A 13797-nucleotide genomic window follows, 5' to 3' on the forward strand; every position below is an offset into this window, starting at 1 on the left:
CTGTTTTTGCCTCGCCTGACCTTCGCTCGCCGACTTTTCGTACAGAGCCTAGGTCTTTGATTAGGCTCTAGCATGGTCGGGGACCTGGGGTTTTGAGGGATACAGAATAGGAAACCCGGAGGAGTTTGTTAGCGGACAGGTGCCCAGCTTAGTGAACAGGTAAGCCGGGCGAACACATAGTTCACCAGAGCAGTTGCACAGATGATGGGAGGTCGCCGGTGGCCCTGAGCGCTTCTGAATGAAACGGTACATAAAACCCGCAAGATCTCTGCAGTAACTGATTTTTCTACATGGGTTGATAGGTTGACTCGGTTGACGGCTCAATGTGTCCATAATAATCAACACAAAAGGTCATCGTTACCGATGCGGTAACGATGACCTTTTCTCAGGCAGAAATTCTTTCGATTTCCATGCCTGAAATTCAAGTAGCTTTGAAATCCTTCCACTAACGCACTCCCGCGGGTTCCCGCCCCTGTATCTCTTGGAAACCTCTAGGGTCCCCAGTGGTTTTGCCAACGCACATCGGGTGTCCTAGCCGACTAATACTAGACCCAGCGACAGAACATCTCAAATCCCGAAACCATCCTCTGCTTTAGAACGGTTGGTTAATTCCTTGACGCCGCAATGCGGCCGCCTCAAGCCGCGCTGCTGACAAGTCCTGTCCCACTACAACCGGCAATGACCACTCTCGGAGTTGGCGGATGCTCGGTCGTGAGCGCGCTGTGAGGCAATTTCAAAAAATTACCTCAAGCATGAACCCGACGAGTAAAGTACCGCCGCCCGAGATTTGGATCCGGGCGTTTTCCATGGAGTTTTATCGTGAAGTCAGTGAGTAAAGTTGTCGCCGCAGCAGTATGTGGTCTGGTTCTGGCAGGTTGCACCGGCACCCCTATGAAAACCCCGCACTACGACAGCAGCCAATACACGGTCGTCGGTCACAGTGAAGCAAGCGCAACCGGCCTGATGCTGTTCGGTCTGATCCCGATTCGTCAGAACGACCGTTTTGTTCGTGCGCAGAACAGCGCCATTCAGGCCAAGGGTGGCGATGCGCTGATCAATACCCAAGTGCAGGAAAAGTGGTTCTGGGCCTGGGTCCTGAACGGCTATACCACCACCGTTTCTGGTGACGTGATCAAGCTGAAAACCGCCAAATAAGCACTGCCCGATTTCAGAAAACCCGGTTCGCCGGGCTTTTCTGTTTTTGGCTATTGGCGGATGCGCTGTCGAGCGATGGAGTAAGCGCTGACATGCAGCGTTACCCACCGCCAAAAGGTTTAGCATTCAGCCCACCTTCGGATGTGAAGTTTTCTGCATGACGGCCTTCTACCTCAAGTTACTCATCACCCCCGCGCTCATGCTGGCTATTTCATTGGCGGCCAGGCGTTGGGGTACCGGCGTGGCAGGGCTGCTTTCCGGGCTGCCGATGACCTCGGCGCTGGTCATGCTGTTTCTCAGCCTCGAGCAAGGCACCCAATTTGCCTCGATGGCGGTGCCCGGCGCGCTGGCCGGGCTGGCGGCGATTCAGGCGACTTACCTGTTTTATTTCCTGATCACTCGGCACGTTTCGGCGCTGACGGGATGCGTCCTGGCCTTGGCGGTGTATGGCGCGACGGCCTTTGTGATGAACCTGTTGGGCTTACTGGCGCTGTCGATCATTTGCACGCTGCTGATGGTTGCATTGATCATCGTTGCCACCTCGAAACAGGCACCGCCGGACGTAGCGTCATACGTGGCACTGCCGCGCTGGGTCATTCCGATGCGCATGCTGACGGCCACGCTTCTGCTGCTGGCGATTACCGCAAGCGCTACCTGGCTCGGGCCGGTGGTCAGTGGACTGCTGGCGCCCATCCCGGTGATCGCCTGGCCGCTTGCAGTGTTCGTCCATGTGCAAGGCGGGCGTTATGAACTGGCGGCGATAATCCGCGGCAATGCCATTGGCGCCGTCGGGGTGGTGAGTTTCTACCTGACCCTCAGGTACTCCATATTGCAATGGGGCGTGCTTCTGTCTATCGCGGCTGCCGTTTTGCTGGCTGTCGTGGTGACGGCTGGGTTAGCTCGGTTGTTGGCGAAGCGGTAGGGCTTGTAGTTGCTCCGCCTAAGTCGTGCATGCATCAGTGTGGTATTTCAGAAGCATCCCACTAGGGATTTTCCTGTTCGTGGCCGTCTTGGCTGCTGCATCCGGGCCTTTAGGAGGCGCTGACGCCTGATGAACTCAAAAATAGCTTCCAAGACGATAATCTGCAACGTGCAACGTGTAGCGTCTGCTCCATCGACGCCATTTTTAATGGATTAATATATAATTACTTGCATCCTACCCAACTAAAATATTTAACAAAGAAAGATTTCTTTTTCTTTTCAATGTGCGAGTCTATTGACTTGAGTATTCCGCTAAAAAAAACATGCTCTTCAACACCAAATCTTTCAGGAATGAAGCAAAGGTCATACCATGACAGTATCTCATCAACTGAAAAATCGCCGGACTCTTGGAGCCTTATATAAGTGACTATATCTTTTCTCAGCGAGAGGCTGGAGTAATAAGATTTTTCTGACATCCATTGCTCGATTACCTCTTCGACGGTAAGCTGTCCAGCTCTTTGATCTTCAGGCAGATAATCGAGCAATCCATCACTCAACACCTTCATAAAGCTTATCAACTCCATATATCCGCGCATTGCAAAAAACCTCAAGGAATTGGAAAGGCTGTAAGGATGTATCTGGGCATGTGATTAAATTCAACGAATTCTATAATTACCCTCAATTTTGTCATGGTTACGGGAGTGTTTGGCGCTGAACGGTATATGCCCCAACCCACCTCCTGTTGAGCATCGAAATCTAAGACTAGTCGGTTGCTCTTGCGAATAAATTGAGTTTTGGAATACATTAGAATTCTGAGGCGGTTTGCTTTCAATGTTTGGCTAACCGCCCACTCTGCAATATCCATTTTTTCAAACGTAGACATTACAGTCGCCGATCTTACCTTTTTCAGGCGTTGCTGTAATCCGGGAATATCTTTTTGAAAGTGATCCTTTAGTGTATGACCACCCGGATCTTTTCTAGGCACATTTTTTGGCTTTTCACTAACATCAACTGTCATTCTCCCAGCGCGTACCGAGGACACTCGGAATGCGTTATACATAGAAGCAGTAGTCAGGGGAACCACGAACTCAGTAGCTAGACCAATAACCTGACCCGTTTCTCGAGAAGCCCCCAATGCCTCAGCCGCAGTCATCCCTGCTTTAAATGCATAAGAATCGGTTTGCTCTCCTGTAACAATCTGCGTTGACGCGGCTGAAAGTTGGTCAGATGCATGCACGCCCATTGCCACACAACCGACTTTTGAAATCATCGTTGGCTCAGGTAGCGCACATAAGACCCCCGAACCAGCGAGCTCAATAATGCCACCGACGAGTCGAAGGCTGCCAAATATACGGTTAGACATCATCTCCGCGGGCGTAAGGGACTCATGAGAGAGTACCGCCGACATTTGGGCAAAATTGAGGATGACGCGAAAGCTTCCATCATCAGACATAATGCGTTTCCTTACGCAAATGGCTTGTTAGCGGTCCTGTCCCAACCACCAGAAACGATACCCGCACTCCCACCATCAGCACGTCGTTGTTGTGAGTATTCAAATTTGATACGACCGTAATTTAAGGTCACCACTTCGACGGGAAAGCCAGATTGTTCTGCACCTTGCCCACTGACTAATGCAATCAGCACCTCTTCAAGCACTATGTCCAGATACTTGAATTTTTCAGTTCCCGCCCTATGGATTCGGATGGTCACATTTTTGATGTGTGAGCCCCTGCAGCAAAGCTCAAATAGTTTCGGGGTGGCTCTGTCTATATATTTGCTGATCTGAAAATCCCCGAGGGAAACGCCTCCAGCGGTCGCCCCACCACTGGAACTGGCAGTCTGACTGATCGACTGCATTGCGTCGTAGTGATAAGAAAGCAGCTCTATCCAACCTTTGTGTCCATCGTCAAGAGACTCGCCTTCAACACCATCAACTTTCATAAAAGCATCAAAAGACATAATCGTAGCTCCCTGCTTTTCAACATATCAAAAAGAAAATATTAGCCGAATTCTCTCTCAGATTGCCAGCCTAGGGTGTGCTTGGTCTGATTGCACGTTAAGAGCTGTGTACGTACCTAGGCTCTGTACGAAATCATCTGAAACTCATTTGAACCCAGTAAGCGTCGGGAGTCAGTAAAGTCCGCGTCCATCAACGGCAGGAGCCCACGATGGCCAAACGGTACGAACTCCCCGACGCAGCCTGGGATTTGGTTGCAGACATATTCAGTGAACCCCGCCGTAACGGACGCCCACGGTCAGATGATCGGCTGATGCTCAACGGCGTGCTCTGGGGGCTCTGCTCGGGTGCTGCCTGGCGCGACATGCCCGAACGCTTCGGCCCATGGTCAACGGTTTATCAACGCTTTCGTGACTGGCGCAATCGCGGGACGTTCGACCAGATGCTCAAGCGGCTTCACATCAAGCTGAATGAGCAATGGTTAATTGATCTGGAGACCTGGATGATTGACTCCACGGCGGTACGCGCAACCCGGGCCTCTTCTGGTGCTGGGAAAAGAGGGGGCCTGAAGAACCGCAACACCACGCCCTCGGTCGAAGCCGGGGCGGCCTGACGACGAAGATCCATATGCTGTGCGACGCCAATGGCGTACCGCTAAACTTTCTACTGTCAGGTGGGCAAGCCAGCGACATCAGCTATGCGCAACCGCTGCTGGATAACGCTTACATCCCGAGTTTGCGCGGTCGCCCCCGCAAGCGCTGTCGCTGGTTGCTGGCTGATAAGGGCTATGACGCCGAAGCGTTGGTCGCTACTGCGACAGTTACTGGATGCAGCCGGTAATCCCGCTACGCACGATGAAGCGCAAGCCTAAACCGGGATTACCGAGACTCTTTGATCGCCCCAAGTACCGGCAGCGCAGCATCATCGAGCGCATGTTCGGCTGGTTGAAGGAGAACCGTCGCATCGTTACGCGCTTCTACAAACTCGCAAAAAGTTATGCGGCAATGGTCCCACTGGCTTGTACCATGCGGTGTTTGAGACAGTATTTTTCGTACAGAGCCTAGGACTCCGAAGGCAGGGGTCCTGGGGTCGAATCCCGCTTGGTGCACCATATTTTTGGTTCGGATGTGTCCTGGATTTCGGACGCTCTGCGAAATGCCCGAACGCCCGCCTTGTGCGGGCTTTGTTATTCCTGGCTTTTGGTGCTGGATGAGATCGTTATGTGCGCTCTGCGCGTCATCGGCGAGAAGATGTTGGTCCAGCAAATGGCCCAACCGAACAAGGAACTGAAAGCGGGCATCGAGGTGCGCATGCTCGCCACCCCCCAACCGATGCCAGCAAAGGCCTCGGTATGTTCGACGCCCTGAACGGTTTCGAAGATGCGGCAGCACTGGCACACCGCTCACCGCTTTTCTCACAACCCCAGGAAAAAGATGTATTTATTTTCATACACAATTCGAAACACCTCATCCCCCTAAATCCGAACCCCTCAGACAATGCAACCGGACATATTGTCGCACCCAAAATAATGGCTTGCGGTTGTGATGAATCGTTTCATCTGGCATAAAAGGTCGGCTTCGGGCTCGAAAATCTAGAAAAACATAGATTAATGGGTCGACGATAGCTGCTCCAATGTCTGACCCCGCGCGTCAAATAATCAAGCCAGTTTTGCTCGCTGCCCGAAGCGGATGCCTGTGCTATCCAATCTGTCTTTCAACCTCATCGAGGCCATTCATACGGCGCGCCCAAACGTCGTGCAACAAAAAGGACCGGAAAATTGAGCGATCAATCCACTCCGAACACTCCACTCGTTAGATTCTGCGACAAAGTTGGTATTCCCTATCCCATGTTCTGGGGTTTTGTCGGCCTGTTGATCTTCATGATCGGCGATGGCGTAGAACTCGGATACCTCTCGCCCTTCCTCAGTGAACGCGGCATGCCCGGCGATGAAGTCGCCATGATCTTCACCCTCTATGGCGTCACGGTCGGTATTTCATCGTGGCTCGCCGGCGCGCTCTCCAATATCTGGGGCCCGAAACGGGTGATGTTCCTGGGATTGATCATCTGGAGCGTATTCGAAGTGCTCTTCCTGGTCTACGGGCTGCAGGAATTGAGCTATTCCATGATTCTGCTGACCTATGGTTTGCGCGGTTTCGGTTATCCGCTCTTCGCCTACGGTTTCCTGGTCTGGATCGCGGCTTCCACGCCGTCCCGCAAGATGGGCATGGCCGTGGGCTGGTTCTGGGTGGCTTACGCCGCGGGCCTGCCAATGCTGGGCTCTCTGGTGGCGAGCATCGCTATTCCGTTGATTGGTGCATTGCTGACCTTCTGGCTGTCTTTCGCCCTGGTGGTCATCGGTGGTGTGATTGGTCTGGTCGGGATGCGCGAAGCTCATGGCATGCGTCGACTGGCGCCGGAAGGCGAGCGCCCGCTGGTGTCGATGGCCAAGAACATCACCATCATGTGGACCCGTCCTAAAGTGTCGTTGGCCGGTATCGTCCGCGTCATCAATACCTCGTCGATGTTTGGCTTTCTGGTGGTCATGCCAGGGTTCTTCATGCAAACCGTTGGCTTCACCCTGGAAGAGTGGCTGCGCCTGCTGACCATCGTGTTTGTGTTCAACATCATCGGCAACCTGGGCTCCAGCGTCATCAGCACCAAGATCGGTTATCGCAACACGATCCTGTGGTTTGGCGCAGTGGGCAGCACGATCAGCACGCCGCTGTTCTTCTTCATGCCACAGGCGTTTCCGAACGACTTCCTGATCGCCTCGATCTTCGGCGCCTTCTACGGCCTGACCCTGGCGTGCTTCGTACCGCTGTCGGCGCTTGCCCCTGCTTTGGCACCGAACAACAAAGCGGCCGCCTTGTCGGTGTTGAGCCTGGGTGCAGGCGCGTCGACGTGGGTTGGCCCGGCTGTTGTTGCGATCTTCAATGAAAGTTACGGCATTGAAGGTGTGGTCTGGGCGTTCTCCGGTTTGTACGCACTGAGTGCTGTGCTGACCGTCTTCCTGAAAGATCCGGAGCCGGTGCATGACCCGATTCTGATCAAGATCAAGCGTCGGATCAAAGTGTTCGCGCCGCGTCTGGATTATCGTTGGGCTCACGCTGAGGATCCGAAGCAAGGGCAAAGCTGATTCAGAGCCCCAGGCTTTGCAGGAAAGAGCCGCCGCAGACTGCATATGCACTCTGCGGCGGCTTGGTTTTATTTGCGTGATTCATGCCTGGGCACTCTGTTGAAATCTTGATGTGTTTTGGACAGTCTACGAAGAACTTTTGAGTACTAGCCGTATGGACCGGACATGCTGAAACGCACCTGGCTCGCACATATCTCAGTCCAGCATGCCCCTCATGCTCTGCTGCAACGAAGGCTTGAGCGCCGTATCACCGGCTACAAGGCGATAAAGCTCTAGGTCCTGACGGCGGCGTATCAGCATCACTTCCTCGACGATCTTCTCGAATGGCTACTGTCGCTGTACTGCTTCTGCCCGTGATAACGGGCGGTCTGGCCGGTCCAGGGGTTCTTCAGCTCCAGCGTGGCGAAGGGCAGCCCGTTGATGAAAAGCACCAGGTCGATCTCTTCTAAGGTATTGCTCAGGGAGTAACGCACCTGGCGGGTGCTACTAAAGAGATTCGCCGCGAACTGGCGTTTGTTCCGCTCCGAGCTGCTCGCCAACGGCGCGGGGTACATGAGGTTGAGGTGCACATCGTCGATGGCCAGGCCGCGCTTGAGTAGGTGCAGCACGCCGTATTTTTTCGCCGGCCGGTCGAAGCGCTCCAGAATGCGCAGGTCCCAGTCCTCGTAGCGCTGCTTGAGGCGTTCCAGCTCATCGCTCTGGCTGGCCTCAAGGAACTGCCATAAACAGCGAGCATCTATGGCATAGCGGGCATTAAAGTCCTGGGCGCGGCTCAGTTGGTAAGCGTGATGGGGGCTGAAGGGCAATTCTGCCGCGCGGTCGCGGATCACATTCTGCTCTTCCAGGCAGGTGCCGGTCAGGTACTTTTCGATACTCGCTTCCAGCGCCTGCTCGTTGGTTTTGCTTACCATTCCAGCTTCCTTATCCCTTGTTCGCTTATTGGGGCCAGGCTCGCCCGGCGTGGCGCGCGAATGTCTAAAAATATCCAGCCAACGGGGTTTAGATATTCGTCGCTACTTACCTTTATTTCTGCTAATTCTTTGATTTATATAGGGTTAAAAGCTGGAGCAGGCTCGGTTGACAATCTGCAAAATGTCTAACACCCCGGCTAATTCGTCTAAAGCGCTCATGCAGCCAAATGAGCATTTTTTTCAAGGCCCTAATCTACAAAGTTTTAGGGTGCTGCCTGGAGGCGTTGGCCGTATCAGTCAAATGGCCGGCAAATTGAGCAGTGCAAGTGGGAGCGGCTAAAACCGCGCCTTTCCTTGGCCTGCCCGCTTGCAATGGCCGCTCCAGTCAAATGACCGTCAAATGAGTTCGGGCAATGCCTCCAAGCATCTTTTGTCATCGCCAGACCATTTCCTGAATGTCTAAAAATGTCTAGAAATCAGCCTTTAGACATTTGCCACAGCTTACCCTTTGGCTCGATAACCCCTTGTTTTTTCAAGGATTGCAGCAGGTTCTTAATCTTGTGGGCCTTCTGTTGAATGTCTAAAACGTCCGGCAGTTTGTCTACGAGTAGCTTGTCGATGGCGGACCGTCTGGCCGATCCGGACTGTTGGATTAATTCGCAGATCAGACGCTTGTAATGCGTGTCATCGATGCCACGGTTAAGAATGTACTGAGCTAGATCGTCGCTGTGCCGCGCCACTTGAGCGGAGATATGGAAATTGGGCTTGCGCCCCTCGATCAGCCTCTGCGCCTTGAGATGGCGAACCTGTGCATCACTCAGTGATTTGTGCTTCTGCACCCTATCCAGCAGGATGATGTCGTCCAACGCCAGGTTGGGCAGCTCGGCGAGCTTGCGCGCATAGCTGATGTCCAGCACACGCCCGGTGATGGTCACCTGCACGCGGTTTTGCTCCAGCTGATATTCCGGCAGGGGGAAGAAGCGATTCTTCTGGATCAGGAACATTTTGCGGATGCCGCTGCCGATGGTGTCGATCATGTTCAGGTTGACCATGGCATCGGTGAGGAAGCGGTTGCGATAGCGGCTTTCCGGCGCGTCGGCCTGGATCACCTGCTCGACCGATCCGGGAATAAAAGCGCCGGGGTTGCTGAAGCACAGCTGTCCGTCCTCGAACTCCACCACCGAGACCTTGCCGCCCAACTGGTAGTCCTGATGGGCGATGGCGTTGTTGAGCGCCTCACGGATGATAAAGGGGTCGTACTGATCGACCTCTTCGGGGAACAGCGAGCTGTCCGACATATAGCGGTATTTCAGGTTGCGGATCTTGCGGTACACCTCGTCGGCACTAGCCAGCAGCGGGCAAGAAAAATGCTGGTAGTCACGCTCTGAGCCGTCACGATCCTTGAGAATCCAGCTAATGGTGGGCGAGGCCGGATTGAGCCAGTGCGCTGCCTCAGGCTTACCCAGCAGCAGGATGGCGGTACGCGTGATCTGCCCCTGAATGGTCAGCTTGGATTTGTTGAGAAAGGTTTCATCGCTCCAGGCCGGCAGTTCGGCAGCCATCTTGGGATGCTTGGTGGCAAATTCGCGGCGAGCCAAGGCGATGGCCTCCGTACTCAAATCAGCCAGACTTGCGCCGGGACAAATGCCCGCACTCCAATCCTGCGGACGATTCTGGCCACGGATGCGCTCGATTTCTTCAAGCGACAGCGGCCCGAGGGATTCACCGTCGCGGCCATAGTAGTGGCCTTCCCAGGTTACCGGCAGGCCTTGCGGCGCGGCAGGAATCTCGAACAGCAATACGCGACCATCAGGATGTAGAACGGTATGGATATCAATAAAGCTCAGGCGCTGGCTGACCTTATCGGCCACTTCCTTCTTCAGCGATTGCAGATCCTTGAAGGCTTCGCGGAACTGGCTGCCCACCACTTGTAGATTATCCTTCACACCAAACACCAGCCAGGCGCTGGGCATGCCTTTGAGATTGGCTTCGTTACTCAGGGCGGAGAAATATTTACCGAGCTTGCTGAAGTCATAGCCGTTTTTGGCCTCCTTAAACTCCACCACCTCGCTCTCGCCGCTACTGGCGAGTAAGCGGTGCAACTGTTGCTCGGCATCCATTGCAGATACTCCAAATCAAAGCGCTGAATAGCAGCGCTGCCAGGCCGGTTATACCGCACCCACTTGCAAGCTAAGGAGCGCATCTTAACCAATGCAGCCGCGCTTTTGGCAGAGAAGACAAGCAAAGGGGTGACCTTGCCTCTGCACAGCACACCGTCCTGGCCCCGACCATGCATTGCCACCTACAAGCGTGATGGTGCACCTATCAGGAATCGCGGCTCAGCTATCAGTAATGAGCAATGGCAGGCCTCCTGAGCCAAAGCCCCCGCGAGGGCTTCACCGTCCAGCCCAATTACTTCAAAACACCTAAAACCCAAACCCCTCACCCCAACAACCCAGCAACCCCAACCATCCTCACCCCCCATTCCACGCGCTCCGGAATACCCTGAATCAACACCCCCCGATCCTCCCCCAACAGCGCTCTAAGCTGATGGGGAGCGAACACCAGATCAATGAATTGACGGGCAAGTGCGTCAGGGTCGGTGGGTTGGTCCGGGCCTGCCAATATCGCCGAACGTACTCTGATGAAACCGCCTTCCCACCCGATCCGGTTGACCTCAGCCGCCAGCAGCGGGGTGCGGTTGGAGGTGGCGATCACCAGGCGCATCATGGCCAGGGTATCGGCTTGCAGCGCATGTTCGAGGATGCCGTGGCCCACGTGCCGCAGACGTCCTTCGAGTGGGAGTGCGGGAGTGGTTTCGGCGGGCACCAGCAAGGTGGCTACGTGGCGTCGGACCACGGCTTCGAACAGCGCTTCTTTGTTGGCGTAACGCGCATAGAGGGTGGCTTTGCTGGCGCCGGCGGCGCGGGCGATGTCTTCGCATGAGGTGCCTTCGAAACCACAGGCCAGAAAGCGCTGCAGCGCGGCGTCCAGCAATCGACGCTCGGCCTCGCCCGCCTGGTCTTGCCTGGGCCTGCCGCCTTTGGATTTGGTCTTGATCGCTGTCATGGCCGGCAAATTACAGCCCGCTTGTTTGTTCGTCAACTAAACGGTAACGTTCAGTTAAATGGAAGCAGGTAAACGCCGTTTCTACCTATTCATAACGACCAAGGAAGTGCTTTGTGAATGACGCGACTGCTTTACCCATTGTGGTTGCTGGCGCTACGGGAGATCTGGGCCAACGCGTCGTGCGCGCCTTGGCAGAGCGCAGTGCCCATGTCATAGCGCTGGTTAGACCGGGCACTGAACCGGCCAGGCTGAACGGCCTGCGCAACAGCAGCACGACGATCACGCCTGTTTCACTGGATGACGCTCAGGGCCTGCGCCGCGCCATTGCTGGATCGGGTTGTGTGGTGTCTACGCTCAACGGCCTGGAAGAGGTGATCATCGGGCAGCAGGGCAGGCTGTTGGAGGCTGCGGTGGCGGCTGGCGTACCCAGGTTCATTCCCTCGGATTATTCGCTCGACTACACCCGTACCCGGCCTGGCGATAACCGCAACCTGGACCTTCGCCGACGCTTCCTCACCCAGCTCGATGCGGCCGACATCAGCGTGACCTCGATCCTCAACGGAGGCTTTCTGGAGCTGCTCGAAGGCGATGCGCCGATCGTGCTGCCCGGACGCCGGGTGCTGCATTTCGGTGATGCACAACAGCAGTTGGACTTCACGGCCAAGGACGACGTAGCCGCCTTCACCGCCGATGCCGCGCTGGATCCCCACACGCCGCGCTTTCTGCGCATTGCCGGTAACAGCCTGTCGCCTGCGCAGATCGCCAGCCTCCTCACCGAGCTGACCGGGCAGCGCTACCGCACCCTGCGCCCCGGCAATATCGGCACGCTGTCCACCCTCATCGGCGTGGTGCGTGCGCTCACGCCTGCCAGTGACAAGCCGTTTCCGGCCTGGCAGGGCATGCAATACCTGCGCGACATGATGAGCGGGCGCGGCAAGCTGCTCAATCTGGATAACGACCGCTATGGTCAACGTGAATGGGCGTCCGTGCGTGACACGCTGGCCCGTACCCATGTGCAAGGGAGCAAACAGTGACCTACCTTATCGAACCTTTTCCACTTCAAATCCCCCAGGCGCAACTCGACGATCTTGCCCAGCGTCTGGCGCAAACCCGCTGGCCTGATCCGGAGACCGTGTCCGACAACAGCCAGGGACCACGGCTTCAGCGTCTGCGCGCGCTGGTCGAGCGCTGGCGTAATGGCTATGACTGGCGGTCCACCGAAGCCCAGCTCAATCAGTGGAACAGCAGCCGGGTCGAGATCGACGGCCTTGGGATTCACTTTCTGCACATCCGCTCGCCTCACCCTGACGCCTTGCCCTTGCTGATGACCCACGGTTGGCCGGGCTCCATTCTTGAGTTCAGGAAGATGATCGGGCCACTCACCGACCCTGTCGCCCACGGTGGCGAGGCCAGCGATGCGTTCCATTTGGTGATCCCGGCGCTACCGGGCTTTGGTTTCAGTGATAAGCCGCGCTCTACAGGCTGGGGCGTGGGCAAAACGGCGGCGGCCTGGGCACAGTTGATGGACCGTTTGGGCTATGGCAAGCGCTGGGCCGCTCAGGGTGGGGATTGGGGCGCGGCCGTGACCACCGCCCTTGGGCACATGCGCCCGCCTGGCCTGATCGGCATTCACCTGAACATGGTCATGTACCAAGCCACCGAGGCGGAAATCGCCCAGCCCACCCCTGAAGAGCAGCGCATGTTGGCCGATGCGCAACGCTACGACCGAGAGCTTTCCGGCTACATGAAAGTGCACAGCACCCGGCCGCAGTCAGTAGGCTTCGCCCTGGCGGATTCGCCCGTTGGCCTGGCTGCGTGGGTGTATGCGCTGTTTCAGGATGCCTCCGACAGCGGCGGCGAGCCTGAGCGGGTTATCGAGCTCGATGCGCTGATCGACGACATCATGCTGTACTGGCTGCCCAATGCCGGGCCCAGCTCGATCCGTTTCTATTGGGAAGGGATGCGCGAAATGCACAAGCAAGGCGCTGCCCCCGCGATGCCTGTCCCTGCGGGCGTGAGCATGTTCCCGGGCGAGCTGCTGCGCTTGTCACGGCGCTGGGCGCAGGCGCGTTTCGACGATCTGCGGTTCTTCGCGGAAGCCGAGCACGGCGGCCACTTCGCAGCCATGGAAAACCCGGCAACGCTCACCGAGCATGTGCGTGAGACCTTCCGCCTGCTGCGTTAATACTTTTGCAGGCGTACTGAACATCTCGGAGGTGCAGCGCTCCGCTACAACTGGAAAACAGCCACTCTCGGAGTTGGCGGATGCTCGGTCATGAGCGTGCTGTGAGGCGATTTCAAAAAAATACCTAAAGCACGCGCCCTGCGAGTAAAGTACCGCCGCCCGAGATTTGGATCCGGGCGTTTTCCATGGAGTTTTATCGTGAAGTCAGTGAGTAAAGTTGTCGCCGCAGCAGTATGTGGCCTGGTTCTGGCGGGTTGCACCGGCACCCCTATGAAAACTCCGCACTATGACAGCAGCCAATACACCGTAGTAGGTCACAGTGAAGCAAGCGCCACCGGCCTGATGCTGTTCGGTCTGATCCCGATTCGTCAGAACGACCGTTTTGTTCGTGCGCAGAACAGCGCCATCCAGGCCAAGGGTGGCGATGCGCTGATCAATACCCAAGTGCAGGAAAAGTGGTTCT

General features: G+C 55.9%; 11 protein-coding genes and 3 pseudogenes. 8 read left to right on the forward strand and 6 right to left on the reverse strand.

Translation table 11 applies throughout. The features are described 5' to 3' along the window. Nucleotides 1-819: 819 nt before the first annotated feature. Together QRN50_RS22535 and QRN50_RS22540 are read left to right on the forward strand one after the other, a co-directional pair. Entirely contained in the window at nt 820-1155 is a 336-nt protein-coding gene (locus QRN50_RS22535) for a hypothetical protein (RefSeq protein ID WP_024661162.1), read from the forward strand. Nucleotides 1156-1312: 157 nt separating this feature from the next. After that, nucleotides 1313-2077, forward strand: a complete 765-nt coding sequence (locus QRN50_RS22540; RefSeq protein ID WP_285427617.1) for a hypothetical protein — start codon at nt 1313-1315, stop codon at nt 2075-2077. Nucleotides 2078-2300: 223 nt separating this feature from the next. Here the strand turns inward: QRN50_RS22540 and QRN50_RS22545 are convergent, their stop codons facing one another. Genes QRN50_RS22545 through QRN50_RS22555 form a run of 3 tightly spaced genes read right to left on the reverse strand, consistent with a single transcriptional unit; the run spans nt 2301 to nt 4035 of the window. After that, nucleotides 2301-2672 carry a hypothetical protein gene (locus QRN50_RS22545; RefSeq protein WP_096127346.1) on the reverse strand — a complete coding sequence of 124 codons (372 nt, stop codon included), beginning with the start codon at nt 2670-2672 and terminating at the stop codon, nt 2301-2303. Between the two features lie 11 nt (nt 2673-2683). After that, a complete protein-coding gene (locus QRN50_RS22550) occupies nt 2684-3529 on the reverse strand; it encodes an RNase A-like domain-containing protein (RefSeq protein ID WP_010408111.1) in 846 nt (281 codons plus the stop codon). 11 nt (nt 3530-3540) lie between these two features. Continuing rightward, entirely contained in the window at nt 3541-4035 is a 495-nt protein-coding gene (locus QRN50_RS22555; RefSeq protein WP_010408113.1) for an Hcp family type VI secretion system effector, read from the reverse strand. A 209-nt stretch (nt 4036-4244) separates the two neighbouring features. Between QRN50_RS22555 and QRN50_RS22560 the strand changes: the two are divergent. The 3 genes and pseudogenes from QRN50_RS22560 to QRN50_RS22570 all read left to right on the forward strand — a co-directional run bounded on the left by QRN50_RS22560 (nt 4245) and on the right by QRN50_RS22570 (nt 7169). Next, a pseudogene (locus QRN50_RS22560) lies at nt 4245-5097 on the forward strand (IS5 family transposase). Nucleotides 5098-5229: 132 nt separating this feature from the next. Continuing rightward, nucleotides 5230-5429, forward strand: a pseudogene (locus QRN50_RS22565) (hypothetical protein); the annotation flags it as partial. Nucleotides 5430-5810: 381 nt separating this feature from the next. After that, complete coding sequence (locus tag QRN50_RS22570) at nt 5811-7169, forward strand: MFS transporter (RefSeq protein ID WP_011266195.1); 1359 nt, start codon at nt 5811-5813, stop codon at nt 7167-7169. Nucleotides 7170-7468: 299 nt separating this feature from the next. On the opposite strand, the gene QRN50_RS22575 is transcribed toward QRN50_RS22570, so the two are convergent. The 3 genes from QRN50_RS22575 to QRN50_RS22585 all read right to left on the reverse strand — a co-directional run bounded on the left by QRN50_RS22575 (nt 7469) and on the right by QRN50_RS22585 (nt 11149). Next, on the reverse strand, nt 7469-8080 hold the full coding sequence (locus QRN50_RS22575) for a type I restriction endonuclease (RefSeq protein WP_239986854.1): 612 nt from the start codon (nt 8078-8080) through the stop codon (nt 7469-7471). A 476-nt stretch (nt 8081-8556) separates the two neighbouring features. After that, nucleotides 8557-10200 carry an RNA-binding domain-containing protein gene (locus QRN50_RS22580; protein WP_024661158.1) on the reverse strand — a complete coding sequence of 548 codons (1644 nt, stop codon included), beginning with the start codon at nt 10198-10200 and terminating at the stop codon, nt 8557-8559. 322 nt (nt 10201-10522) lie between these two features. After that, entirely contained in the window at nt 10523-11149 is a 627-nt protein-coding gene (locus QRN50_RS22585) for a TetR/AcrR family transcriptional regulator (protein ID WP_096127347.1), read from the reverse strand. Nucleotides 11150-11262: 113 nt separating this feature from the next. On the opposite strand from QRN50_RS22585, the gene QRN50_RS22590 reads away from it, so the two are divergent. The 3 genes and pseudogenes from QRN50_RS22590 to QRN50_RS22600 form a co-directional block, all read left to right on the forward strand. After that, a complete protein-coding gene (locus QRN50_RS22590; protein WP_032657665.1) occupies nt 11263-12183 on the forward strand; it encodes an NmrA family NAD(P)-binding protein in 921 nt (306 codons plus the stop codon). After that, nucleotides 12180-13334: an epoxide hydrolase family protein gene (locus QRN50_RS22595; RefSeq protein WP_096127348.1), complete on the forward strand. Its 1155-nt coding sequence runs from the start codon at nt 12180-12182 to the stop codon at nt 13332-13334. Before QRN50_RS22590 ends, QRN50_RS22595 begins: the two co-directional genes overlap by 4 nt. Nucleotides 13335-13532: 198 nt before the next feature. Continuing rightward, nucleotides 13533-13797 (forward strand): annotated as a pseudogene (locus tag QRN50_RS22600) (hypothetical protein); the annotation flags it as partial.

Source organism: Pseudomonas sp. MEJ108 (assembly GCF_030208985.1).
In the GTDB taxonomy this organism is placed as follows: Bacteria; Pseudomonadota; Gammaproteobacteria; order Pseudomonadales; family Pseudomonadaceae; genus Aquipseudomonas; species Aquipseudomonas fragariae.